This window comes from Streptomyces sp. CA-250714 (assembly GCF_050936705.1).
Lineage (GTDB): Bacteria > Actinomycetota > Actinomycetes > Streptomycetales > Streptomycetaceae > Streptomyces.
The window spans coordinates 3,526,430-3,551,279 of record NZ_JBNJMI010000001.1; the positions used below are offsets into that span (position 1 = coordinate 3,526,430).

Genomic DNA, 24,850 nt, shown 5'->3' on the forward strand with positions numbered 1-24,850 from the left:
GCGAAGACCCACTCAAGTGCACCCAGTCCACCGCCGTCACCCTCGCCAGGGAGTCCCCACGTATGGACCCCGCCGTCCGGCTCGCCTCGAGCGTCGCCGATCCGCTCGTCTGCCAGCTGCTGCTGCCCGTGGAGGCCACGCCCGACAGGGCGCGGGCCGACGAGGAGGAGCTGCTGGCGCGGCTCGTCTCGTTCCGCGGGGAGAGCCCACCGCTGTCGTACGAGTCGCTGCTGTCACTCGCCCAGGAGCTGGTGGGCCTCACAGCGCCCGCCTACCGGCTGCCGCCCGGGGACGAGGCGCCCGTCGCCGCCGTGCTCTCCCGTACGCTGTGGATCACCGGTGAGCTGGACACCACGGATGTGCAGGCCGTCCGGCTGGGCCCGCAGGACTTCGCGCGTAGGCTGCGCTCCGCGGTGCCCGGTGCGGACCGGGAGCTGAGCCCGGAGGCGGCCTGGTTCCACGACCGGTTGCTGGTCACCGTCTGTCTGCATCTGCTGCACCAGCTGATCCGCCGCTCGCCCGTCCTCGCGGACCGGATGCCGGAACGCGCCCACCGGATACGGCAATTGATCGACCTGAACGATGTGGAGGCCGTACGGGGCCGTCCGGAGCCGTCCGCTGTGGACGCCGAGTTCGAGGTGCGCTACGCCCGTTCCATTGCCGAGCAGTACAACCGCGTGACCATCTACGGCATCGATCTGCCGAACCCCAACACCCCGGACAGCTGGTCGCTGGACGCCACCTATCTCAGTCTCAGCGCCGAGTTCTCCAGCCCGGAGCGGCGGGAGGCGGCCGGCGACGGGGGCAGCGGCGAGCCTGTGCTGCCCGCCGACCGGGCACTGGGCGGACACGAACGGGTACTGCTGCGCGGTGTCGCCGGCTCCGGAAAGACGACACTGGTGCAGTGGCTCGCCGTCTCCACGGCGCGCGATGTGCTGCCGTCCGAACTGACGTCGCTGCGCGGCCGGATCCCCCTCATCCTGCCCGTACGCCGCTTCGCGCGCGAGGGCTTCCCCTCGCCGGACAACTTCCTGCGGGCCGTACGCCACCCGCTCGCGGACGAGGCGCCCGACGGCTGGGTGGCGCGGGTCCTCAACGAGGAGCGCGGGCTGCTGCTGGTCGACGGCATAGACGAGGTGCCGGAGTCGGAACGGGCGGCGCTGCGGGATCAGTTGCGTCGGCTGATGCGGATCTACTCGGGCAACTTCTGCCTGGTCACCGCGCGTCCCTCGGCCGTCGAACCGAATTGGCTGGCGGACGAGGGCTTCGATGAGCTCGCGCTGGCCCCGATGACCCGCGACCAGGTCGCCGCCTTCATCACCGCCTGGCACACGGCAGCCGCCGACGACGAGGGCAAGGACCACCAGCAGCTCGCCGAGTACCGCGACCAGCTGCTGTCCTCCATCCCCCTCTACCGGGAGCTGCGCGGGCTGGCCACCAACCCGCTGATGTGCGGCCTGATCTGCGCGCTGAACCGCGACCGTTCGGGCTCACTGCCGCAGGGCCGCAAGGAGCTGTACGAGGCCGCGATGGAGATGCTCCTCCAGCGCCGCGACCCCGAGCGACGGGTGCTGTACGCCGACGCGGTCAAGCTGCGCCGGGGCGCCCGTGAGCGGCTGCTGCGCAAGCTGGCCTACCGGATGCTGGTCGACCGGCGCGCTGAGTTGACCATGGACGAGGCGCTGGAGGAGATATCCCGCAGCCTCCCCGCCATCCCCTCCACCGCAGGCCAGGGGCAGCCGGAGGACATCTTCAACCATCTGCTGCTGCGCACCGGGCTGCTGCGCGAACAGTCCGACCGCTCCGTCGAGTTCGTGCACCGTACGGTGCAGGACTATCTGGCCGCCAAGGAGGCCGTCGAGCAGGGCGCCTTCGACATGCTGCTCGACCATGCGCACGAGGCGGAGTGGGAGGAGGTCATCCGGATGGCCGTCGCGCACGCGCGGCCCGCCGAGTGCGCACGGCTGCTGGGCGGGCTGCTGGCGCCGGGCCGCAAGGGCATGCAGCGCAACCGGCGGCGGCTGTTGGCAGCCGCCTGTCTGGAGCATGTGACGGAGCTCGACCCGGACACCCACGCCCGCATCCGGCGCGAGACCCGCAACATGGTGCGGCCGACCACCATCGAGGGGGCCCGCAGCCTGGGCTGGGTGGGGCCCATCGTGCTGGAGATGCTGCCCGATCCCGCCGGCGTCTCGGACAAGGAGGCCCACCGCCTCGCGGTGACCGTCACCCGCATCAACGACGACGCGGCCATCCACTATCTCGCCCAGCTGCGGAACCGGGCCTCACTGGAGCTGCGCGCCGAGCTGGCGCGGGGGTGGCGGAACTTCGACACCGATCGGTACGCCGACGAGATCATCGCCCACCTCGATCCCGAGGGGCTGTACTTCCCGGTCTCCGACCGGTTCGAGCTGGCCGCGCTGCGGAAGCTGGGCGGGAGGGCACGCGTGCAGATCGTCGGGCCGTTCACCCCCGACGAACTGCTGGAGGGGCTGGTTCACGAACAGCTCACCCATCTGTGGCTCGCCTACGATCTCGGCGTACCCATGGACTGGCTAGCCGCCTTTCCCCAGCTGACGACCCTGCGCGTGAATCCCCGGCTGCCGCGGGTGAACGGGGTGCCGGACGGCATCCGCATCCTGTCGTAGGGCCCCCGAGGACGCCGGAAGACAGGACACCGGAACGCAAGTGGGACCGACCCGGAACGGGTCGGTCCCACTTGGTGTTCGGGCGCTCAGGCCGCCGGGCCGGTCACGCCTCCTTGCTCAGGTTGGGGCCGCCGCCTGCGGCGGACTCCACCGGAGGTGCGTCCGGAAGGGCGGACTTCTCCTCACCGCGGAAGGTGAAGCTCTTGGCTTCGCCCTCGCCCTCGGTGTCCACGACCACGATGTGACCGGGGCGCAGATCGCCGAAGAGGATCTTCTCCGACAGCACGTCCTCGATCTCGCGCTGGATGGTCCGGCGCAGCGGCCGGGCACCCATCACGGGGTCGTAGCCCTTCTTGGCGAGCAGCTCCTTGGCCTCGGTGCTGAGCTCGATGCCCATGTCGCGGTCCTTCAGCCGCTCGTCCACCTGCGTGATCATCAGGTCGACGATGCGGATGATGTCGTCCTGCGTCAGCTGGTGGAAGACGACGGTGTCGTCGACACGGTTCAGAAACTCGGGCCGGAAGTGCTGCTTCAGCTCGTCGTTGACCTTCGCCTTCATCCGGTCGTATCCCGCACGGACGTCACCCTGGCCGGCGAAGCCGAGGTTGAAGCCCTTGGAGATGTCCCGGGTGCCGAGGTTGGTCGTCATGATGATGACCGTGTTCTTGAAGTCCACGACCCGGCCCTGGGAGTCGGTCAGCCGACCGTCCTCCAGGATCTGCAGCAGCGAGTTGAAGATGTCCGGGTGTGCCTTCTCGACCTCGTCGAAGAGGACGACGGAGAACGGCTTGCGGCGCACCTTCTCGGTGAGCTGGCCGCCCTCCTCGTAGCCGACGTAGCCGGGCGGGGAGCCGAAGAGCCGCGAGACGGTGTGCTTCTCGCCGAACTCCGACATGTCGAGGGAGATCAGCGCTTCCTCGTCCCCGAACAGGAACTCGGCCAGCGTCTTGGACAGCTCCGTCTTACCCACACCGGAGGGGCCGGCGAAGATGAACGAGCCACCGGGCCGCTTCGGGTCCTTCAGACCCGCACGGGTGCGCCGGATCGCCTGGGAGAGCGCCTTGATGGCGTCCTCCTGGCCGATGACGCGCTTGTGCAGCTCGTCCTCCATGCGCAGGAGCCTGCTGGACTCCTCCTCGGTGAGCTTGAAGACCGGGATGCCGGTGGCGGTGGCGAGGACCTCGGCGATCAGCTCCTCGTCCACCTCGGCGACGACATCCATGTCGCCGGCCTTCCACTCCTTCTCCCGCTTGGCCTTCTCGGCCAGCAGCTGCTTCTCCGTGTCCCGGAGGGAGGCGGCCTTCTCGAAGTCCTGCGAGTCGATCGCTGACTCCTTGTCCCGGCGCACGTTCGCGATCTTCTCGTCGAACTCGCGCAGGTCCGGCGGCGCGGTCATCCGGCGGATGCGCATCCGGGAGCCGGCCTCGTCGATCAGGTCGATGGCCTTGTCGGGCAGGTAGCGGTCCGAGATGTAGCGGTCGGCCAGCGTGGCCGCGCCGACCAGGGCCGCGTCGGTGATGGAGACGCGGTGGTGCGCCTCGTACCGGTCGCGCAGGCCCTTGAGGATCTCGATGGTGTGCGGCAGCGACGGCTCCGCGACCTGGATGGGCTGGAAGCGGCGCTCGAGGGCCGCGTCCTTCTCCAGGTACTTGCGGTACTCGTCCAGCGTCGTGGCACCGATGGTCTGCAGCTCGCCGCGGGCCAGCATCGGCTTGAGGATGCTCGCCGCGTCGATGGCGCCCTCAGCGGCGCCCGCGCCGACCAGGGTGTGCAGCTCGTCGATGAACAGGATGATGTCGCCGCGCGTACGGATCTCCTTGAGCACCTTCTTCAGGCGCTCCTCGAAGTCACCGCGGTAGCGGGAGCCGGCGACCAGCGCGCCCAGGTCGAGGGTGTAGAGGTGCTTGTCCTTGAGGGTCTCGGGCACCTCGCCCTTGACGATGGCCTGCGCCAGCCCCTCGACCACGGCGGTCTTGCCGACGCCGGGCTCACCGATGAGCACGGGGTTGTTCTTCGTACGGCGGGACAGGACCTGCATGACCCGCTCGATCTCCTTCTCGCGCCCGATGACCGGGTCGAGCTTGGACTCGCGGGCAGCCTGCGTGAGGTTGCGGCCGAACTGGTCCAGCACGAGCGAGGTGGACGGCGTGCCCTCGGCGGGTCCGCCGGCCGTGGCGGCTTCCTTGCCACCGGAGTAACCGGACAGGAGCTGGATGACCTGCTGGCGGACCCGGTTCAGGTCAGCGCCCAGCTTCACGAGGACCTGGGCGGCGACGCCCTCGCCCTCGCGGATCAGACCCAGCAGGATGTGCTCGGTACCGATGTAGTTGTGGCCGAGCTGAAGGGCCTCGCGGAGCGAAAGCTCCAGCACCTTCTTGGCACGAGGAGTGAAGGGGATGTGGCCGGACGGCGCCTGCTGGCCCTGTCCGATGATCTCCTCCACCTGCTGGCGGACAGCCTCAAGCGAGATCCCGAGGCTCTCCAGTGCCTTAGCGGCGACACCCTCACCCTCGTGGATCAGGCCCAGAAGGATGTGCTCGGTGCCGATGTAGTTGTGGTTGAGCATCCGGGCTTCTTCCTGAGCCAGGACGACAACCCGCCGCGCGCGGTCGGTGAACCTCTCGAACATCGTTAATCGCTCCTCAGAGCGGTCAGGCAGTGAGGGGACGCTCCCCTCGCTGTCCTTCCGCAGCTTAGTCCCGCAACGGGGGACCGCTCATTCCAACTGCCGACGCCAGCCCAGTCGATCATGCGCCTCCTGCCCCGGACAGCCGACAACAGTTCCAACCCGATGGTGCGAGACGATGTTCCCGCAGGCCAGGCGTATTCACCTGGATCCACTACGCCGAAGGCGAACACCCCCGCACCGACGCGTTTGCCTTGCGGCAGCGCCTGTCATTCAGCACCCCCGCTCCGCCCTTGCCACCTGGGGCTTCCTGGCTGTCAGAGCCTTCTTACCCGCTCGGTGTGACAATCCATGCGGCATCGAGCCGATACAGGGGCCCACATCCGCTGAGGGCGAACAGGCGGGCATCTTCTCCGGAAGCGCCGTAAAGCGAGCACGTTACGTGACGAATCTCAACAGAGCGTGACAAAGCTGGCGTTGAAAATGCCGGGTCCCGGTCCCGCGGTGACCGGGCCGGTGGTCCCTTGGGAGGCCACCGCACGGGGGCCTCCCGAACCGGGACGGCCATCGGATCAGGGTCGACCGGTGAGCCGGAATGCGTCAGCCGTTGGCCTTCTCGTACGCCTCGCGAATGCTGGCCGGAACGCGACCGCGGTCATTGACCTCGTAACCCTGCTCCTTCGCCCACGCGCGGATCTTCGCGGTGTCCTGGCTGCTGCCGGAACCGGAGCCGGAGCGGCTCCCCTTTCCGCGCGCGGAACGGCCACCGGTACGCCGGCCGTTCTTCAGATAGGGCTCCAGAGCGGAACGGAGCTTGTCCGCATTAGCGGTGGTGAGGTCGATCTCGTAGGACTTACCGTCCAGCGCGAACGTCACCGTCTCGTCCGCCTCGCCGCCGTCGAGGTCGTCGACAAGAAGAACCTGAACCTTCTGTGCCACCTGCTACTCCCATTCATCCTGGATAACGGATTACAGATACCGACGTGGAAAGCAAACCGCTTTTTTCGGAGAAACACAAACCCTGTGCTGAGTTTGCCGGGCGGCTCCGCTGGGATTGGCGGGATGTTTCGGACATAGTGGCGGCGGCCCGCCGCCGGTTCACAGATGCAGCAGCATGCGACTGTTACCCAAGGTGTTGGGCTTCACTCGTTCGAGACCGAGGAACTCCGCTACGCCCTCGTCGGGGGAACGCAGCAGCTCGCTGTAGACATCCCCGTCGACCGGCGTCTCGCCGATCTCCGTGAAGCCGTGCTTGGCGAAGAAGTCCACTTCGAAGGTGAGACAGAAAATGCGCCGTACCCCGATCCAGCGGGCGGTGCGCAGCAGCTTCTCCAGCAGCAGATGACCGACTCCCGTTCCGCGCTGGGAAGGGTCAACGGCCAGGGTCCGAACCTCCGCGAGATCTTCCCACATGACGTGCAGGGCGCCGCAGCCGACAACTTCCGCGTCCGCATCCCGTTCCGCCACCCAGAACTCCTGGATGTCCTCGTAAAGCGTCACGGTGGCTTTGTCGAGCAGGATCCGGTCACGTGAGTAGGCGTCGATGAGGCGGCGCACCGCCGGGACATCGGCCGTACGTGCCCTGCGGATGGTGACCTGGGATAGCGGTGCGCGTTCTGCCATGAACGGACGCTATCGAGCCTCGCCCTCGCCGCCCGCAGCGGGGGGATCGAGATGCACACCGTTCAGATGTACGACGCGCAAGGCGGTGCGGAGCACATCGACCTGTTCCGGGGACATCATCCCGAAGAAGTCGACAAGAGCGGCGGCGGGGTTGTCACTGGCCGACCATGCCTCGTGCATGAGAGCAGCGGAGTATGCGGCCCGGGTGGAGACAGCGGCATATCGATAGGCGCGGCCTTCTTGATCCCGCCGCAGCCAGCCCTTCTGGCGGAGGTTGTCCATTACGGTCATCACCGTCGTGTAGGCGACGGTGCGTTCCTTCTGGAGATCTTCGAGGACTTCCCGCACAGTGACCGGGCGGTTCCAGCGCCATACCCGGGTCATCACGGCGTCTTCCAGCTCTCCCAATGGCCTCGGCACAGAAGAATAATAGTGGAAAATGTCCGAATCGAGGGAATTACCCGGAAGGCGGGCGGGGTCGGTCGGCGTTCAGCTCCGGCGCTTCTGCCTGGTCGCCTCGGCACGTGCCATGGCGGCGTCCACGATTCCGTCTTCCTTGGCCTTGTTCGCGCCGCCCTGGGTCTTGACGATCGTCACGATGAGCGCCGTGAATGCCACCGCCATCACGAGCGGTGGGGTGAGTGCGGCGACGTAGTCCATGACTGGGCCTCCTCGGTGAACGGGCTCCCCAGACTAACGCCAGGCCCTTGCGCCGGGCGGGCGACCCTCGTGGTGTGGGTGGCTGTCGGCTCTTCTCCGCCGGCCCTTGTGTGGGTTCGCCGCCGTTCCGGCGGACAGAATTCCGGGGCTTCGCCCCGGGGCCCTTCTGATTTCCGGGGAGAGGGTGCCCCTGTCCGGCACACGCGGACTGCGGATTTCGTCGTGGCTGGTCGCGCCCACGCGGCGGAGCCGCACATGAACACAGCCCCGCGCCCCTGACGGGGCGCGCCTCCCCTCCGCGTGCAGGCGCGGGCTGCCGAGTGCGTCAGACCGGGAGGGCGACGTGGTGGGCGGCGGGGGTTGATTGCTCCGTGTCGGGTTCTGCGGGGGGCTCGGAGGGTGGGGAGGGTGGGGGTTGGCGGCGGCGGGGTGGGAAGACCTCGGCGGGGGTGGGGACGGGTCGCGAGGGCGGGGTGGGCTCAGGGGAGCCGGGGCGCTTGGCGGGGCCGGGCTTCGCGGGGCCGGGGGACGGCTTCCCCTCGCGCTTCGGCGACGGCTCGGGCCCTTCGTCCCCCTGGTCGCCCTCCTCGGCCGAACGTACAGCGGGGATACGGATGGGGGCGGCGGGCCCGTCGTCCAGGGGGTGGCGGACCTGGGGGATGCGGGCCGCCTGGGCGCGCCGGAGCAGCGCCTTGCGGCGGGCCGTCTCGTGCGGGCTCGCCGGGTACGTGCACAGGATGCGCAGCGCGGACAGATCGGCGGGGACGGGGAGGTACCCGGTGGCGAGGCCCGCCTCCAGGTGATCCAGGTAGCCGGCGGCGGCACCCGGTAGCGCGGCGCGGTAGCGGGCCAGGTCCGCCCGTACGAAGGAGCGCAGTCGGGCGCCCTCACGGATCGTCTCGTCCACGGCCTGGGCGAGCCGCAGATACTCCCGGGCCGACTCGGGCGCGGGGTCGGACTGGAGGGCGATGGCGAGAGCACCGCTGAGCACACGCAGCTCGTGCGGGCCGAACGCCACGCCGCCTCGGGAACCGTATGGCGTGGGCATGAGGCGACGATAGAGGGTGTAAGAGCTAAATGTGCTTATCGCCCGATTCACGGCGTGGCGACGTCGGCCACGCTGACGGAATTCCTCGCTAGCCGCGGTCGACGTTGCGTTCGTACACCAGCCGCAGGCCGATCAGCGTGAGCCAGGGCTCGTGCTCGTCGATCACCGAGGACTCGCCCAGCACCATGGGGGCGAGGCCGCCGGTCGCGATGACGGTGACGTCCTCCGGATCGTCCGCCAGCTCGGCGGCCATCCGGTGGACGACGCCGTCCACCTGGCCCGCGAAGCCGTAGATGATGCCCGACTGCATCGCCTCGACGGTGTTCTTCCCGATGACGCTCCGCGGCCGGGCGATCTCGATCTTGCGGAGCTGTGCGCCTCGCGCACCCAGCGCGTCGACGGAGATCTCGATACCGGGGGCGATCACGCCACCGACGTACTCGCCGCGCCCCGAGACCGCGTCGAATGTGGTGGCCGTACCGAAGTCGACCACCACGCACGGGCCGCCGTACAGCTCGACCGCGGCCAGGGCGTTGATGATGCGGTCCGCGCCGACCTCTTTCGGGTTGTCCATCAGGATCGGCACGCCCGTCTTGACCCCGGGCTCGACCAGCACCGCCGGAATGTCGCCGTAGTAGCGCCGGGTCACCTCGCGCAGCTCGTGCAGTACGGAGGGGACGGTCGAACAGATGGCGATGCCCTCGATGTTGTCGCCCAGCTCCTCGCCGAGCAGCGGGTGCATGCCCATCAAACCGTGCAGCAGCACGGCCAGTTCGTCCGCGGTACGGCGGGCCTCCGTCGCGATGCGCCAGTGCTCGACGATCTCCTCGCCGTCGAACAGGCCCAGCACGGTGTGGGTGTTGCCCACATCGATGGTGAGCAGCATCAGGGCTGCTCCTCTCGCAGCTCAGGGTCTTCGCGCAGGTCCAGGCCGATATCGAGGACCGGCGCCGAGTGGGTGAGCGCACCGACGGCGAGGAAGTCGACGCCGGTGGCCGCGTATTCGGCCGCGTTGGCCAGGGTGAGGCGCCCGGAGGACTCCAGCCGCGCCCGGCCGGCGACCAGGGTGACCGCCTCGGCGGTCATACCCGGTGTGAAGTTGTCCAGCAGCAGCAGATCCGCGCCCTGGTCGAGCACCGGCGGAATCTGGTCCAGGCTGTCGACCTCCACCTCGATCGGGATGTCGGGGAACTCGGCACGCACCCGCGCGAACGCCTCGGCGACCCCACCCGCCGCGATGACGTGGTTGTCCTTGATGAGCGCCGCGTCCGACAGCGACATCCGGTGGTTGACGCCGCCGCCGCAGCGCACCGCGAACTTCTCCAGTGCCCGCAGCCCCGGCGTCGTCTTACGGGTGTCGCGCACCCGCGCCTTCGTCCCCTCCAGCGCGTCGGACCAGGCGCGGGTCGCGGTCGCGATGCCGGACAGGTGGCACAGCAGGTTGAGCGCGCTGCGCTCGGCGGTGAGCAGATCGCGGGTGCGGGTGCGGACGGTCAGCAGCCGCTGGCCCGCCTCGACCCGGTCGCCGTCCAGCGCGTGCCGCTCGACCTCGAACTCGTCCGTGCAGACGACGGAGAGGACGGCCTCGGCGACGCGGAGGCCCGCGACGGTGCCCGCCTCGCGGGCCGTGAAGTCGCCCGTGGCGAAGGCGTCTTCCGGGATGGTGGCGACACTGGTGACGTCCACGCCGCGGTCGAGGTCCTCTTCGACGGCCAGATGCGCGATGTCCTCGACCTGCACCGGGTCGAGGCCCGCCTCGCTCAGCAGCTGGGCCAGATCCGGGTCCAGGCCGCACTCCAGCGGGTCGAGGTCGTCCGGCCCCGGCCCGGACGCGCAGCCGCAGCCGTCGCCGCAGCCGCCCTCCTCGGACGGCGCCGAGGGACCCCTGCCGATCTGGAGGAGGGGGAGGTCGTCGGTCACTGTTGCTCCTTGGGCGGGGCGACGACCGCGGGGAAGGCGGTCGTCTCGGTCGTACGGAGGGTGAATGGGGCGCTGGGCCGCGCCGCGCTGTCGACGGTGACGATGATGTGGCGGCGCCACTTCTCGTCGTCGCGGTCCGGGAAATCCTCCCGCCAGTGGCAGCCTCGTGTCTCCTCGCGGTGCAGCGCTGCTGCCACCAGGACCTGTGCGACGAGGTGGAGGTTGGTCGTCTCCCAGGTGTCGACGCCCGGTTCGGGGTGCTTTTCGGCTGCCGTGGTGGCGAGGGCCGCCAGTCGGTCCGCTGCCGAGGAGAGGGAGTTGGCGCTGCGGAGGACTCCGGCACCCGCCGTCATGATGTGCTGGATGCGGGTGCGGGCGGTGGCGGGGAGGAGAGTTGCCGCTGCGCCGCCGCTGTCGACCACGGGGCCGGGCTCCGACTGCCCCCCGGCGACGACGGACTCCGCGATCCGCTCCGCGAACACCAGGCCCTCCAACAGGCTGTTGGAGGCCAGGCGGTTGGCACCGTGGACCCCGGTGCAGGCGGCCTCACCACAGGCGTACAGGCCGGGGACCGTGGTGCGGCCGGTCAGATCGGTGCGGATGCCGCCGCTGGCGTAGTGCGCTGCGGGGGCGACCGGGATCGGCTGTGTCACCGGGTCGATGCCGTGGGCGCGGCAGGCGGCCAGGATGGTGGGGAAGCGGCGCTCCCACATGGCGGCGCCGAAGTGCCGGGCGTCCAGGTACATGTGGTCGGTGCCCTGCTCGGCGGCGTGCCGCATGATGCCCTTGGCGACGATGTCGCGCGGCGCCAGCTCGGCGAGGGGGTGGGCGCCCAGCATGAAGCGGACTCCCGCGGCGTCCACCAGGTGGGCGCCCTCTCCGCGTACCGCCTCGGAGATCAGCGGCTGCTGGCCCTCCGCGTCGGGGCCGAGGTAGAGCACCGTCGGGTGGAACTGGACGAACTCCAGGTCGGAGACCTCGGCACCGGCACGCAGCGCGAGGGCGACACCGTCGCCGGTGGAGACGGCCGGATTGGTCGTCGCGGCGAACACCTGGCCCATGCCGCCGGTGGCCAGCACGACGGCGGGCGCGCGGACGGCGCCGACACCGTCGTGCCGGCCCTCGCCCATGACGTGCAGGGTGACGCCCGCTGTGTGGCCCTCGGCGTCCTTGAGCAGGTCGAGGACGAGGGCGTTCTCGATGGTGCGGATGCCCTGTTCGCGTACGGCGTCGACCAGGGCGCGGGAGATCTCGGCGCCTGTCGCGTCGCCGCCCGCGTGTGCGATGCGGTCGCGGTGGTGGCCACCTTCGCGGGTCAGCGCGATCTCGCCGGTGTCGGAGAGGTCGAAGCCGGCGCCCGCCTCGATGAGCCGCCGTACGGCCGCGGGGCCCTCGGTGACCATGGTGCGCACCGCGTTCTCGTCACACAGTCCGGCACCGGCCACCAGGGTGTCGTCCAGGTGCTGTTCGGGGGTGTCGCCCTCGTCCAGCGCCGCCGCGATGCCGCCCTGGGCCCACCGGGTCGATCCGGCGTTCAGCCGGGCCTTGGTGACCACGACGGTACGGGCGCCCCCGGCCGCGCAGCGCAGTGCGGCCGTCAGCCCGGCGACACCGGAGCCGACGACGACCACGTCCGCATCGAGGGTCCAGCCCGGCGGGGGTGCGGGCAGCGCGCTGCCGGCTATCCCGGGGCCGACGGGTGCGGGGGTGCGGCTCAGGGCGGTCATCGCGCTTCTCCGAAATGCAGTGGAACGTTGTCGATCAGCCGGGTCGTGCCCGCGCGGGCCGCGACGGCGAGGACGGCGTCGCCCTGCCACGCGTCGTCGGTGATCTCGGCGAAGCTCCCGGGGTCGACCAGGGCGACGTAGTCCACGTCGAGACCCTGCTCGGCGGCGGACTCCAGCACCTGCCGGGCGGCGCGCAGAGCTGCCTCGGGGCCCCGCGGCACGGCCTGTTCGCCCGCGCGCAGGGCGCGGGAGAGCGCGAGACCGCTGGCGCGCTCGGCGCCGCTCAGATAGCGGTTACGGCTGGAGAGGGCGAGGCCGTCCTCCTCGCGGACGGTGGGGACGGCGACGATCTCCACGGGGAAGTTCAGGTCCCGCACCATACGGCGGACGAGGGCGAGCTGCTGGGCGTCCTTCTGACCGAAGAACGCCACATCGGGCGCCGTGAGATGGAGCAGCTTGGCGACGACGGTGAGCACCCCGTCGAAGTGCCCGGGGCGGAAGGCGCCCTCCAGTACGGCGCCCATCGGGCCCGCGGAGATCCGTACCTGCGGCTCGCCGCCCGGGTAGACCTCGGCCACGGACGGTGCGAAGACCACGTCCGCGCCCTCCTTGCCGGCGACCTCCAGATCGGCGTCCAGGGTGCGCGGATAGCGGTCCAGGTCCTCGCCGGCGCCGAACTGGAGCGGGTTGACGAAGACGGTGACCACGACCTGGCCCTCGGGACCCACCCGCTCGCGCGCCGCACGTACCAGCGCGGCGTGGCCCTCGTGCAGGGCGCCCATGGTCATGACGACGGCGCGTTCAGGGCCGCGCGGGAAGGAGCGCAACTCGGCGGCCGTGGCGACGACTCGCGGGGTCATGCGCCGGCCTCCCCGTCACCGTCGCTGTCCGGCCTGTCCCTGCGGGCGCCGTTGCCGTCGTCGCCGTCGGCACCGTCATCGTCGCGGCGGTCGGAGGGATGGTCGTCAGGGCGGGTGCCGCGTGGGGTGTCGGCAGCCGCGAGCACGTCCAGCAGGGCCTCGGCGGGCTCCGGCCTGAGCAGGCCGTGGGCGAGCGCTCGGTCGGCGGTCGCACGGGCCATCGCCAGGTAGGCGGCCACCGTCTCCGGTGCGCTGCGGCGCAGCTCGGCGACGTGTGCGGCCACGGTGCCCGCGTCGCCCCTGGCCACCGGGCCGGTCAGCGCGGCGTCGCCGGAGCGCAGGGCGTTGTCCAGGGCAGCGCCGAGCAGCGGGCCGAGCATCCGGTCGGGGGCCTGCACACCGGTGGCGCGCAGCAGATCCATCGACTGGTTGACGAGGGTCACCAGGTGGTTGGCGCCGATGGCGAGGGCCGCGTGATAGAGCGGGCGGGCCTCCTCCGCGACCCACTCCGGCTCGCCGCCCATCTCGATGACCAGGGCCTCGGCCGCCAGCCGCAGCTCCTCGGGTGCCGTCACCCCGAACGCGCACCCGGCCAGCCGCTGTACGTCCACAGCGGTGCCGGTGAACGTCATCACCGGGTGCAGCGCGAGGGGCAGCGCCCCCGCGCGCAGTGCGGGCTCCAGCACCGAGGTGCCGAACCGGCCCGAGGTGTGCACCACCAGCTGCCCGGGACGGACGGCGCCGGTCTGCGCCAGCCCGGACACCAGGTCCGGCAGGGCGTCGTCGGGCACCGTCAGCAGGACCAGCTCGGAGCGGGCCAGCACCTCCGCCGGGTCAACCAGCGGAACGCCGGGCAGCAGCTCGGCCGCGCGCCGCCGGGAGGCGTCCGAGACGCCGGAGGCCGCGACCGGACGGTGCCCGGCCAGCCGCAGCGCCGCCGCCAGCGCAGGGCCGACCCGGCCCGCGCCGACGACGCCGACGGACAGCCGCGCCGGGCGGTCCTCGGCCCTGGCCGGGGTCGACGGATCGGGACCCCCTGTGCCGCCCGGGGGGTGGGCATGGTGTGCGTTCACGAAAGTGGCCTTCCGTATGCGTTCCGGTCCGCTCAGTCGCCGGTACCGGACGAGACCACGCCATGCTAAGCCCTCCGCGCACGGCGCCGGAGAGTGCGGGGCGCGCTCTCCCGCGCGGGGCGGCCGAGCTCCTTTCGCGCCGGGTGGCCGAGCTCCTGCCGTGCTTCCTTGCGGGCCACCCACCACGCCCGCAGGAGCTTCGCCTCGTGGGCGCCGGGTGCCGGGGGCGGTGCCTGCTCCTGGGAGCGGAGCCGCCAGATGTCCAATGCGTACTGCTCACTGATGCTCATGACGACGACACTGCGGCGCGTTTCCTCCCGGAGCACGCGAATTGACGGGGGTCGTCAATCCACCGCGCTTCGATTGACGAGCCTGGTCAATCGGGGAAGAACCCGAGCCGGAAAATGGCGCTTGACCAGCGGGGCAGTATGGGGACATGAGCGTCACCATCGACATAGCGGGGCTGCCGCAGGAGCGCATCGTCTTCGCCCCCTCGCCGCTGGCGGAACTGGGCACCGCGCTGCACACTCTGGCCGAGCCCGGGCACCACCCCGGGGCGCACGCCTGGGCGACCGCGACGAACTCGTCCCTCAAGCCGGACCTCGCCGACCGGCTGTGCGAGGCGGACTTTCTGTGGCGTACGACGTTCTCCGACATCCTGCTGGGCTTCGCCGGGCTGCGCGACCCCTCGGTACAGCCGGGCGCGACGCTCGCCGACGAACTGGATCTGCTCGACAAGCTGGACGACGAACAGTTCGTCTCCGCAGCCCTGGAGTTCACCTGTGGTGCGGACTACGCCGCCGCGGCCCGGCTCTCGCCGCTGTCCGACGCGGGGCTTCAGGAGCGCGCCGTGGAACTGGCCGCCGCGCGGGGGTCGCAGCAGCGGAGGTTCACCGAACGGCTGCTGACGGACCCGCCCACCGTACGGGCCTGGATACGGCGCCTGTTCGAGGACTGTGAACAGGCGTTCTTCGCCGACACCTGGAACCGGGTACGCGGCCGGCTGACCGCGGACGCGCGGCAGAAGTCGGAACTGCTGCGCCGCCGGGGCCTGGCCGCCACCCTGGAGGCGGTCTCACCGGCGCTCTCGACGGACGATCGGGGCTCGGTCATCGTCGTGGACAAGCTCGTCAGCGCCCACACCACTGCCGTGGACCCGGATGTCGGGCCCGGGGTCACCTTCGTGCCGTCAGTCCACCAGTGGCCGCATTTGTCGGTGCTGCACCGGCACGGGTGGCGGCCCATCGTGCACTATCCGCTGGCGGCGCGGGAACTGCCGGGGCCGCTGTCCGTAGAGCAGTTCAAGCTGCGGATGGAGGCGCTGGCGCACCCCATGCGGATGAGGCTTTGCCGCAATCTGGCGCGGGCGCCGTACACCACCTCGGAGCTGGCCGACGAGACCGGGGTCAGCTCCCCGGAGATCTCCCGCCACCTGGCCCTGCTGAAGAAGGCCGGCCTGATCACCGCACGGCGTCGCGGGCGGTACGTGCAGTACCAGCTCGACCTGAAGGTCGTGGGCCGCCTGGGCAGCGACTTCCTGGAAACGGTGCTGCGCTGACCTAGCCCCCGGCGCGCACCAGCCCCGTCTCGTACGCCAGCACAACCGCCTGCACCCGGTCGCGCAGGCCCAGCTTGGCGAGGATGCGGCCCACATGGGTCTTCACCGTCGCCTCGGACAGCACCAGCTGGGCGGCGATCTCGCCGTTGGAGAGGCCCTGGGCGATCAGGGTGAGGACCTCGCGCTCGCGCTCGGTGAGGCGGCTCAGCTCCTTGGCGACCGGTTCCGACGCGGTGGCGGGCAGTACGGACGAGAAGCGGTCGATCAGCCGCCGGGTGGTGCTGGGTGCCACGACCGCGTCGCCGCTGTGCACGGCGCGGATGGCGGCCAGCAGATCGCCGGGCGGCACATCCTTGAGCATGAAACCGCTGGCCCCGGCCTTGAGCGCGGAGAAGGCGTACTCGTCCAGGTCGAAGGTGGTCAGTATCAGCACCTTGGGGTCGCCGGGGCCGCCCTCGCCGCCCTCGCAGATCCGGCGGGTGGCCTCCACCCCGTCGACGTTCGGCATCCGGACGTCCATCAGCACCACGTCCACCGGGGTCTCGCGGAGGACCGCCAGCGCCTCCGCGCCGTCGCTCGCCTCCGCCGCGACCTCCATGTCCTGCTGGGCGGTCAGCACCATACGGAAACCGGTTCGCAGCAGCGCCTGGTCGTCGACGAGCATCACACGGATGGTCATGTGGGGTCCTCGGGTCCTTCTCGGTAGCTCGGTAGGGCTCGGTGGCTCGGTAGGGCTCAATAGGGCTCGGTAGGGCGGAGCGGAAGTCGGGCCTCAGTCTGCGCCCTTGAGCGGGAGGGCCGCACGGATACGGAACCCGCCGCCCGAGCGGGGCCCGGCCTCCAGCGCGCCGCCGACCATGCCCACCCGCTCGCGCATCCCGATCAGACCGTGCCCGAGGCCGTCGGCACCGCCCTCCTCGTACAGCTCGCGCTGGGCGCCGCGGCCGTCGTCCTCGGCGAGTACGGACAGCTCGTCGTCCCCGTAGTGCAGCTGCACCGTGGCGCCCACGTCCGGGCCGCCGTGCTTGCGCGTGTTGGTCAGCGCCTCCTGAACGATGCGGTAGGCGGTCAGCTCGACGCTGCTGGGCAGCGGGTGCGGGGTGCCCTCGACCTTGAAGTCCACCGTCAGACCCGCGCCGCGCACCTGCTCGACCAGATCGGCGATCTGGTCGACCCCCGGCTGCGGTACGTACTCGTCACCGTCCCGTCGGCCGGCGTCGCCGCTGCGCAGCACGCCCAGCAGGCGGCGCATCTCGGCGAGGGCCTGGCGGCCGGTGCCGGAGATGGTCTCCAGCGCCGCCCGCGTCTGCTCGGGCGAGGTGTCCAGCACGTAGGCGGCGCCGTCGGCCTGGACGATCATCACGGAGACGTTGTGCGCCACCACGTCGTGCAGCTCCCTGGCTATCCGGGCGCGCTCCGCCGCGACGGCCACCTTGGCCTGCGCCTCGCGCTCCTTCTCCAGCCGTTTGGCGCGCTCCTCCAGTTGGAGGTAGTAGGCGCGGCGGGTGCGCAGGGAGTCGCCGAGCACCCACGCCATCACGAAGGCCAGCGTCATGAACAGGGTGCCGAAGACCTGCTCCGACAGATCCCGCGGCCCGTCCGGCCAACGCAGCGTGTCGATGGTGGGCGCCAGCAGCGCGCCCACCAGGGCGAAGCGGGAGGCCCAGCGGGTGTGCCGGGAGGCGACGGTGAAGATGATGACCAGGAAGGCGAAGTTGCCGGGGAACGGGCCGACATCGGCGATCACCTGCGCGAGCCCCGTACCCGTCGCCAGCACCAGCATCTTCTCCGGGGCCCGCCGCCGGAGCGCCACGACGAGGCTCAGCGCGAGCGCTATCGGGATCATGGCGATCTGCCGTCCCGTCCCCTGCGGCAGCGGCGCCGGGTCCTGGGCATCCGGGGGCGCGGTGACGGCGGCGACGATCCACAGCGACGACATCATCAGCAGGAACACAGCCCAGAGGCTGTCCACCCAGGTGGGGTGCCTGCGGATGAAGTCGTAGAGCCGGTTCACGTAACTAAGCGTATGCAGGGCGAGTACGTGCAGGGGTCAACCGGACGGCCGATCCCTGGCCGCCGCATGTACTCCGCAAGGTGGAGGGTGGCGGTCCGCACCGACGGCGAGACGCGGCCTACGGTGAGGCCCATGAACTCCGAGCCGCCCGGGTGGCGCACCGCCACCGAACGCGCGCTGTACGGGCCGCGCGGCTTCTACGCAGGTCAGGCGCCCGCCGCGCATTTCCGCACCTCGGTGCACGCCTCCCCGCTGTTCGCCGAGGCGGTGGCGCGCCTCCTGCTGCGGGTGGACGAGGCCCTGGGGCACCCCGACCAGCTGGACCTGGTGGATGTCGGGGCCGGCGAGGGCGAACTGCTCACCGGGGTGCTCGCCGCGCTGTGGGACCGGGAGGCGGCCGGTGCCGATGTGGTGGCCCGGCTGCGTCCGGTCGCCGTCGAGCGCCGTCCCCGGCCCGCGCGGCTGGACGCGGCGATCGGCTGGCAGCACGAACTGCCCGGTCCGGGGACGCTGACGGGGTTGCTGTTCGCCAACGAGTGGCTGGACAACGTGCCCGTGGACCTCGCCGAGAACGACGCGTCCGGCACCGCACGGCTGGTTCTGGTGGAGCCGGACGGCACCGAGCGGCTCGGCCCACCGGTGGCGGGGGACGACGCCGCGTGGCTGGCGCGCTGGTGGCCGCTGGCGGCGGGCGAGGGCGCGCGGGCCGAGATCGGGCATCCGCGCGACGCCGCGTGGGCGCGGGCCGCGAACGCCCTGCGCCGGGGCGTGGCCGTCGCCGTCGACTACGCGCACGAGCGCGCGGCCCGGCCGCCCTTCGGCACCCTCACCGGCTTCCGCGAGGGCCACGAGTGCCGCCCCGTACCGGACGGCTCCTGCGATCTGACCTCGCATGTCGCCCTGGACGCGGTGGCCGCCGCGGCGCCGGGCGCCACCACGTTGCTGACCCAGCGGTCGGCGCTGCGCGCCCTGGGGGTGACGGGGCGGCGTCCCGCGCTGTCGCTGGCCGGCAGCGATCCCGCGGCGTATGTACGGGAGTTGAGCGCGGCCGGCGAGGCCGCGGAGCTGCTGGATCCGGGCGGGCTGGGCGGATTCGGGTGGCTGGTGTGTGAGGTGCGGTGCGCTTTTGGGTGGGGGGCGGGTTAGGGCGGCGCACCTTGTTGTGGGCAAGGGCTGCCCCTGACTGTCGTTTGCAGGCTGCGGGTGGGTTGTGGCTGGTGGGGGCACCTCCCGGCCGGAGGCTGGGGGAGCAGTTCCCCGCGCCCCTTCGGGGCGCAGCCCCCAGGCTCGTATGCTCCCCGAAGGGGGCCGCGGCGTCGGCCGGGGCCGACGAGGCGGAGGAGGCGGCCCATGGCGCGGGAGTGCGATGTCGTCGTGCTGGGGATGGGACCCGGCGGCGAGGAAGTGGCGGGGCGGCTGGCCGAGGCGGGCCTGGACGTGGTGGGCGTCGAGGCGGAGCTGCTGGGCGGCGAGTGCCCGTACTGGGCGTGCGTGCCCAGCAAGATGATGGTGCGGGCGGGCAATCTGCTGGCCGAGGCGCGGCGGGTGCCGCAAATGGCGGGCAGCGCCCATGTTGAGCCGGACTTCTCCCCCGTTCACGCGCGGATCCGGGACGAGGCGACGGCGGACTGGGACGACGCGGCGGCAGTCGAGCGGTTCACGAGCAAGGGCGGCCACTTCGTACGCGGCCGGGGGAGGTTCACCGGCCAGGGCCGGGTCGAGGTGGAGGGCGGAAGCGGGCCGGAGACGTTCGTCGCGCGGCGCGGCGTCGTACTGGCGACCGGCAGCGGCCCCGCGGTGCCGCCCGTCTCCGGTCTCGACCAGGTGCCGTACTGGACGAACCGGGAAGCCGTCTCCGCAGCCGAGGCCCCGGCGTCGCTGCTGGTGCTCGGTGGCGGTGCGGTGGGCGTCGAACTCGCCCAGGCGTACGCCCGGTTCGGCACCCGCGTCACCGTCGTCGAGGCGTCCGATCGGGTGGTCTCGGCGGAGGAGCCGGAGGCCGGGGAGCTGCTGCTGCGGGTGTTCGAGGACGAGGGGCTGACCGTACGGACCAACGTGCGTGCCACGGCGGCGCGCTACGCGAACGGCACGTTCACCCTCACCCTGGACAACGGCGAGCAACTGTCCGCCGAGCGGCTGCTGGTGGCCACCGGGCGGCGGCCCCGGCTGGACGCGCTCGACCGCGAGGCGCTGGGCCTCGACGCGGAAGCCCGCCGAGTGACGGTGGACGCGCACATGCGGGCCGCACCCGGTGTGTGGGCGGTCGGCGACCTGGTGGGCGAGGGCGCTTTCACACATGTGGCGATGTATCAGGCGGATGTGGCGGTACGCGCCATCCTCGCCGAGGCGGGGCTGGGCGAGCCCGGGCCCGGCGCCGACTACCGTGCGGTGCTCCATGTGACCTTCACCGACCCGGAGATCGGCTCCGTCGGGCTGACCGAGGCGCAGGCGCACGAGCGCGGGCTGACCGTACGCACCGGACTGGCCCAGGTGCCTGCCGGTATTCGCGGCTGGATCCACCAGGCGGGCAACGAGGGCCTGATCAAGCTCGTCGAGGACGCGGAGCGCGGTGTTCTGGTCGGCGCTACGGCGGCCGGGCCGATGGGCGGCGAAGTGCTGTATGGGCTTGCGGTCGCCGTGCGGGGGGCGGTTTCCACCGCGACGTTGCGGGACATGATGTTCGCCTTCCCCACCTTCCATCGCAGCGTCCTGGAAGCCCTGAACTCCCTCTCTGCGGAGTGAGGGCAATCCCACCGCTTGTGGGCAATCGTTCCGCAGGGCGGAACGGGTGGGCACAAGCGGCCCGCACCCGCAAGACGGCCGCACCCCGCACCGCAGCGTGGGCGCCCTCCGTCTGCGGCCCGGTGGCCGGTGCTGCGCTTGCCCACCCTGCGCCCTGGGGGCACCTCCCGGCCGGAGGCTGGGGGAGCAGACTGCCCAAGCGCAGCGGGGGAAGGCGCCCACAAGCGGGACGAGGGGCGAGGGCGTCAGCCCTCTCGCGGCGGGGTCACCGGCAAGCCGGCGGCGCGCCAGGCCTGGAAGCCGCCGGCCAGATCGGTGGCGTGCGCCAACCCAAGCGCATGCAGCGAGCGGGCGGCCAGACTGGAGGCATAGCCCTCGTTGCAGACGACCACCACCCGCAACTCGGCGCTGGTCGCCTCGGGCGCCCGGTGCGGGCAGGTGGGATCCAGCCGCCACTCCAACTCGTTGCGCTCGACCACCAGCGCGCCCGGAATGGTGCCGTCCCTCTCGCGCAGCGCGGCGTACCGGATGTCGACCAGCAGTGCCCCGGCCCGCTGCGCCTCGGCCGCCTGTCGGGGCGTCAGCCGGGTGAGCCCGCTGCGCGCTTCGGCCAGCAGAGCGTCGACCCGGCTCTCCCCGGGCTCCGGCGCGGCGCTCACGCCCACTCCCCGGGGCGCTCGACCTCTTCGAGCCGCAGCACCAAACCTGTGCGGCTGTAGCGGCGCATCATCGGCAGCGGCGGATAGTAGGCGTGCGCGGAGACGGCGTGGGCGCTGTCGGAGACGTTGAGCACCTCGTGCACATGGTGCGGGCCGAAGGCGCGCCCGTTGCCCGCCGTCAGCTGCCGCTCGCGGTCCACACCGTCGGCCAGCTCCAGCGTCTTCCATCCCTCGGTGGGGATACGGGCGGCCAGCGCGTGCTCGGTCAGGGCGCCGCGCGCGGTGGTGAACGCGCCGCGCGAGCCGCCGTGGTCGTGCCAGCCGGTGCCGGTGCCGGGCGGCCAGCCGATGAGCCACGCCTCACTGCCGCCAGGGCCCTCCAGCCGCAGCCAGGTGCGTCCTTCAGGGTCGAGCGGGAGGGAGGCGACGAGGGCGTCGTCGGCGGCGATCCGCCGTACGAACGCGAGGAGTTCGGCCTCGGTGGGGCCGGATGAGCCGGGCGTGCCCGTGGCGGACACGGAGTGCGAGTGCGCGGAAGCAGGCGCGAGTGACACAGGAACCGTCCTGGAGTGAGTGATCGTGACGCACGCCGGCCGCGTCAGCGCCGACGGCGGAGTCGAGAACGAGCGATCAAGAGGACGGCAGACACACGCGGCCCGCGTAGCGGAGCAGGTCCAGATGGACCCTCCGCCAGAACAAGCCGCGTGTACCGATCATGCCGGGAGTGCAGCACAACCGTACGGACACTGTCAACGGCGCAGCCGCACGGCCCACCGCTGCCTCACGAGCTCTCGATCGTCTCCAGTTCGACGTCCTGGCGAGCCACCGCGCGGGCGTCCGCGTCGACGGACCGCCGCAGCGCCTCGTGCAGCTTGGCCGGGGTGAGCACGCCGACGAACCGGTCGGTCTTGTCCAGCACCGCGATCCATCCCGCGTCGTGCTGCAGCATCGTGCTGAACGCCTGCTTGAGCGAGGAACCCAGCGGCAGCCACGCCTCCATGCGCCGCGCGTGGTCGCCGACCGTGCCCGAGCCGTCCGCGTCCCGTACCGCGGCCTCGGCGAGGGTGGCGGCGGAGACCCAGCCGTGCAGCTCGTCCGCGCCGTCCAGTACGACGGCCCAGCGGGCGCCGTCGGTCGCCATCCGCGCGGCGGCCTCGCCCAGCCGGTCGCCCAGGTGGAGGGTCGGCGGCTGCTCCAGGTCGCCGGTCTCCATCGGGGTGACGGACAGCCGCTTCAGCCCGCGGTCCGCGCCGACGAAGTCGGCCACGTAGTCGGACGCGGGGGCGCCCAGCACCGTGGCGGGCGAGTCGAACTGCTCGATGCGGCCCTCGCCGTAGACGGCGATACGGTCGCCGAGACGGACGGCCTCCTCGATGTCGTGTGTGACGAACAGCACTGTCTTGTGGAGCCGCGACTGGAGCCGCAGGAACTCGTTCTGGAGGTGCTCGCGCACCACCGGGTCGACGGCGCCGAAGGGTTCGTCCATCAGCAGCACCGGCGGATCGGCGGCCAGCGCCCTGGCCACCCCGACGCGCTGCCGCTGGCCGCCGCTGAGCTGCTCGGGGTATCGGTCACCGAAGACGTCCGGGTCCAGGCCCACCAGGTCCAGCAGTTCCCGGGCACGTTCGCGGCTGCGCGCCTTGGACCAGCCCAGCAGATGCGGCACGGTCGAGGTGTTGTCCAGCACGGTGCGGTGCGGGAAGAGCCCCGTCTGCTGGATGACGTAGCCCATCCGGCGGCGCAGCTCGACCGGTTCGACGCCGACGATGTCCTCGCCGTCGACCAGGATGCGTCCTTCGGTGGGCTCGATGAGCCGGTTGACCATCTTCATGGTGGTGGTCTTGCCGCAGCCCGACGGCCCGACGAGGGTGACCAGTTCCCCCTCGGCCACCTCGAAGGAGAGCCCCTCGACGGCGACGGTGCCGTCGGGGTAGCGCTTGGCCACGTTCTCGAAGCGAATCATCTGCCCAATCCTCATCTCCGACCGGCCCGTCCCGGCTGATCCCGGCCGTCCCTTGCCGTTGTGGCCGTCCGTGGCCGCTCCGGCTGTTCCGGCGTACCGAACACCGAAACACGAGCCACCGACAATCCTCGGCGCAGAGGATGAACAGTGTGTTTCGGGGGTACGGCACTGCGGACCGATTGTCAGTCCGCCGGGATAGGGTCGGCCGTCATCGTGGCATGAGAGTTCGCGACTTCGTCCGAGAACCGCACAGCGCGGGGAGGTGACCGGTATGAGCAGCACGGCGGCAGGCGGCCCACAGGGCTGTCTCGCGCGGAACGAATGGCTGTGCGGGGAGTATCTGCGCACCCGGCAGAGCGAATTGCTCGACGCGACCGTGGAGCACATCTGGATCACCGCGCTCTCCATCGCCGTCGCGCTGCTGCTCGCCCTGCCGCTGGCGGTGGCGGCCCGGCGCTGGCAGGCGGCCCGCGCCCCGGCCCTGGGTGTGACGACGGTGCTCTACACGATCCCGTCGCTGGCGATGTTCGCGCTGCTGCTGCCGGTCTTCGGGCTGTCGGCCGCCGTCGTGGTGACGGGCCTGGTGCTGTACTCCCTCACGGTGCTGGTGCGCAACATCCTGGCGGGCCTGGACGCGGTGCCCAGCGAGGCCAGGGAGGCCGCGCAGGGCATGGGGTACGGCCCGGGCAGGCTGCTGTTCGAGGTGGAGCTGCCGCTGGCACTGCCGGCGCTGCTGGCGGGGGTGCGGATCGCGACGGTCACGGCGGTGTCGCTGACCACGGTCGGCGCGATCGTCGGCTACGGCGGGCTGGGCAACCTCATCTACGACGGTATGGAGAGCTTCTTCAAGGCGCAGGTGCTGACCGCCTCGGCGATCTGCGTCCTGCTGGCGATCGTCGCCGACCTGCTGCTGCTGTGGCTCCAGCGGGTGCTGACGCCGTGGACCCGGGTGCGCACCCGCAAGCGCGCCGTGCGCGTCCCGTCGGCCCCGTCCGCCGCTTCCGCGCAGGATCTCGTGGGGAAGGCGGGCTGAGCGGTATGGGCGTCCTCACCGACGTATGGACCTGGCTTGTGACCGGCTCCCACTGGGCGGGCGACGGCGGCGTGCTCCAGCGGCTGGGCGAGCACGTCTATCTGACGGGCGTGTGCCTGCTGCTGTCCTGTGCGCTGGCGCTGCCGCTCGCGCTGTGGCTCGGCCATGTGGGTCGGGGTGGCGCACTGGCGGTGAATCTCTCCAACGCGGGCCGCGCCGTACCCACCTTCGCCGTGCTGGTGCTGCTGTCGATGGGCCCGCTGGGCAAGTACGGCGACTGGGCGACGATCGTGGCGCTGGTGCTGTTCGCACTGCCGCCGCTGCTGACCAACGCCTACACCGGGGTGCGCGAGGCGGACCGGGAGGTCGTCGAGGCGGCCCGGGGCATGGGGATGACGGGCTGGCAGCTGCTGCGCCAGGTCGAACTGCCGCTGGCGCTCCCGCTGATCATGACCGGGGTGCAGACCGCCGCCGTGCAGCTCGTCGCCACCGCCACGCTCGCCGCGCTGCCGGGAGGCGGCGGCCTCGGCCGGCTGATCACGGCCGGGTTCGGCAACTACGACACGCCCCAGGTGGTCGCGGGCGCCCTGCTCGTGGCCGTACTGGCGCTGCTGGTCGAGCGCACCCTGACCCTCGCCGAGCGGCTGCTGGACCCGATGCGGCGCCGGCCCGCCGGGCGCCCGGCGGCTGCCTGAC

23 protein-coding genes are annotated in these 24,850 nt (G+C 71.5%); 6 read left to right on the plus strand and 17 right to left on the minus strand.

The genetic code is table 11. From position 1 onward, the window contains the following. The first annotated feature begins 62 nt into the window (after positions 1-62). A complete protein-coding gene (locus ACQEU8_RS15640; protein ID WP_433100962.1) occupies positions 63-2,648 on the plus strand; it encodes an NACHT domain-containing protein in 2,586 nt (861 codons plus the stop codon). Between the two features lie 103 nt (positions 2,649-2,751). Here ACQEU8_RS15640 and ACQEU8_RS15645 read toward each other — a convergent pair whose 3' ends face one another. The 12 genes from ACQEU8_RS15645 to ACQEU8_RS15700 form a co-directional block, all read right to left on the minus strand. Further along, positions 2,752-5,277 (minus strand): ATP-dependent Clp protease ATP-binding subunit, encoded by a 2,526-nt coding sequence (locus ACQEU8_RS15645; protein WP_433100964.1) that lies wholly within the window; start codon positions 5,275-5,277, stop codon positions 2,752-2,754. Positions 5,278-5,874: 597 nt separating this feature from the next. Beyond that, positions 5,875-6,213 carry a histone-like nucleoid-structuring protein Lsr2 gene (locus tag ACQEU8_RS15650; protein ID WP_433100966.1) on the minus strand — a complete coding sequence of 113 codons (339 nt, stop codon included), beginning with the start codon at positions 6,211-6,213 and terminating at the stop codon, positions 5,875-5,877. 159 nt (positions 6,214-6,372) lie between these two features. Continuing rightward, positions 6,373-6,897 (minus strand): amino-acid N-acetyltransferase, encoded by a 525-nt coding sequence (locus ACQEU8_RS15655; RefSeq protein ID WP_433100968.1) that lies wholly within the window; start codon positions 6,895-6,897, stop codon positions 6,373-6,375. A gap of 9 nt (positions 6,898-6,906) precedes the next feature. Further along, the gene (locus ACQEU8_RS15660; RefSeq protein WP_433100970.1) at positions 6,907-7,317 is read right to left on the minus strand and encodes a BlaI/MecI/CopY family transcriptional regulator; all 411 of its coding nucleotides are present in this window, start codon (positions 7,315-7,317) and stop codon (positions 6,907-6,909) included. 69 nt (positions 7,318-7,386) lie between these two features. After that, positions 7,387-7,557, minus strand: a complete 171-nt coding sequence (locus tag ACQEU8_RS15665) for a hypothetical protein (protein WP_433100972.1) — start codon at positions 7,555-7,557, stop codon at positions 7,387-7,389. 325 nt (positions 7,558-7,882) lie between these two features. Beyond that, a complete protein-coding gene (locus tag ACQEU8_RS15670) occupies positions 7,883-8,605 on the minus strand; it encodes a hypothetical protein (protein WP_433100974.1) in 723 nt (240 codons plus the stop codon). An 88-nt stretch (positions 8,606-8,693) separates the two neighbouring features. Next, positions 8,694-9,491 carry a type III pantothenate kinase gene (locus ACQEU8_RS15675; protein WP_433100976.1) on the minus strand — a complete coding sequence of 266 codons (798 nt, stop codon included), beginning with the start codon at positions 9,489-9,491 and terminating at the stop codon, positions 8,694-8,696. Further along, the gene (nadC, locus tag ACQEU8_RS15680) at positions 9,491-10,525 is read right to left on the minus strand and encodes a carboxylating nicotinate-nucleotide diphosphorylase (protein WP_433100978.1); all 1,035 of its coding nucleotides are present in this window, start codon (positions 10,523-10,525) and stop codon (positions 9,491-9,493) included. Before nadC ends, ACQEU8_RS15675 begins: the two co-directional genes overlap by 1 nt. After that, complete coding sequence (locus tag ACQEU8_RS15685) at positions 10,522-12,252, minus strand: L-aspartate oxidase (RefSeq protein ID WP_433100980.1); 1,731 nt, start codon at positions 12,250-12,252, stop codon at positions 10,522-10,524. The genes nadC and ACQEU8_RS15685 overlap by 4 nt, the downstream gene beginning before the upstream one ends. Continuing rightward, complete coding sequence (gene panC, locus ACQEU8_RS15690) at positions 12,249-13,112, minus strand: pantoate--beta-alanine ligase (RefSeq protein ID WP_433100982.1); 864 nt, start codon at positions 13,110-13,112, stop codon at positions 12,249-12,251. Before panC ends, ACQEU8_RS15685 begins: the two co-directional genes overlap by 4 nt. Continuing rightward, on the minus strand, positions 13,109-14,185 hold the full coding sequence (locus ACQEU8_RS15695) for a Rossmann-like and DUF2520 domain-containing protein (protein WP_433100984.1): 1,077 nt from the start codon (positions 14,183-14,185) through the stop codon (positions 13,109-13,111). Before ACQEU8_RS15695 ends, panC begins: the two co-directional genes overlap by 4 nt. A gap of 65 nt (positions 14,186-14,250) precedes the next feature. Continuing rightward, the gene (locus ACQEU8_RS15700) at positions 14,251-14,475 is read right to left on the minus strand and encodes a hypothetical protein (protein ID WP_433100986.1); all 225 of its coding nucleotides are present in this window, start codon (positions 14,473-14,475) and stop codon (positions 14,251-14,253) included. Between the two features lie 146 nt (positions 14,476-14,621). Here ACQEU8_RS15700 and ACQEU8_RS15705 point away from each other — a divergent pair, with 146 nt between their 5' ends. Then, the gene (locus ACQEU8_RS15705) at positions 14,622-15,743 is read left to right on the plus strand and encodes a DUF5937 family protein (protein WP_433100988.1); all 1,122 of its coding nucleotides are present in this window, start codon (positions 14,622-14,624) and stop codon (positions 15,741-15,743) included. A 1-nt stretch (position 15,744) separates the two neighbouring features. On the opposite strand, the gene ACQEU8_RS15710 is transcribed toward ACQEU8_RS15705, so the two are convergent. Beyond that, entirely contained in the window at positions 15,745-16,422 is a 678-nt protein-coding gene (locus ACQEU8_RS15710) for a response regulator (protein ID WP_433100990.1), read from the minus strand. Between the two features lie 93 nt (positions 16,423-16,515). After that, positions 16,516-17,757, minus strand: coding sequence for a sensor histidine kinase (locus tag ACQEU8_RS15715; protein ID WP_433100992.1), 1,242 nt, complete (start codon positions 17,755-17,757; stop codon positions 16,516-16,518). 132 nt (positions 17,758-17,889) lie between these two features. On the opposite strand from ACQEU8_RS15715, the gene ACQEU8_RS15720 reads away from it, so the two are divergent. Beyond that, positions 17,890-18,903: an SAM-dependent methyltransferase gene (locus ACQEU8_RS15720; RefSeq protein WP_433100994.1), complete on the plus strand. Its 1,014-nt coding sequence runs from the start codon at positions 17,890-17,892 to the stop codon at positions 18,901-18,903. Between the two features lie 204 nt (positions 18,904-19,107). Beyond that, positions 19,108-20,499 carry a dihydrolipoyl dehydrogenase family protein gene (locus tag ACQEU8_RS15725; RefSeq protein WP_433100996.1) on the plus strand — a complete coding sequence of 464 codons (1,392 nt, stop codon included), beginning with the start codon at positions 19,108-19,110 and terminating at the stop codon, positions 20,497-20,499. A gap of 245 nt (positions 20,500-20,744) precedes the next feature. On the opposite strand, the gene ACQEU8_RS15730 is transcribed toward ACQEU8_RS15725, so the two are convergent. From ACQEU8_RS15730 to ACQEU8_RS15740, 3 genes are all read right to left on the minus strand, one after another. Continuing rightward, positions 20,745-21,158: a rhodanese-like domain-containing protein gene (locus ACQEU8_RS15730; RefSeq protein ID WP_433100998.1), complete on the minus strand. Its 414-nt coding sequence runs from the start codon at positions 21,156-21,158 to the stop codon at positions 20,745-20,747. Further along, the gene (locus ACQEU8_RS15735; protein WP_433101000.1) at positions 21,155-21,676 is read right to left on the minus strand and encodes a cysteine dioxygenase; all 522 of its coding nucleotides are present in this window, start codon (positions 21,674-21,676) and stop codon (positions 21,155-21,157) included. The genes ACQEU8_RS15730 and ACQEU8_RS15735 overlap by 4 nt, the downstream gene beginning before the upstream one ends. A 263-nt stretch (positions 21,677-21,939) precedes the next feature. Then, positions 21,940-23,121 (minus strand): ABC transporter ATP-binding protein, encoded by a 1,182-nt coding sequence (locus tag ACQEU8_RS15740; RefSeq protein ID WP_433101002.1) that lies wholly within the window; start codon positions 23,119-23,121, stop codon positions 21,940-21,942. Positions 23,122-23,392: 271 nt separating this feature from the next. On the opposite strand from ACQEU8_RS15740, the gene ACQEU8_RS15745 reads away from it, so the two are divergent. Then, positions 23,393-24,154: an ABC transporter permease gene (locus ACQEU8_RS15745; protein ID WP_433101004.1), complete on the plus strand. Its 762-nt coding sequence runs from the start codon at positions 23,393-23,395 to the stop codon at positions 24,152-24,154. A 5-nt stretch (positions 24,155-24,159) separates the two neighbouring features. Continuing rightward, positions 24,160-24,849, plus strand: a complete 690-nt coding sequence (locus ACQEU8_RS15750) for an ABC transporter permease (RefSeq protein WP_433101007.1) — start codon at positions 24,160-24,162, stop codon at positions 24,847-24,849. Position 24,850: the final 1 nt, after the last annotated feature.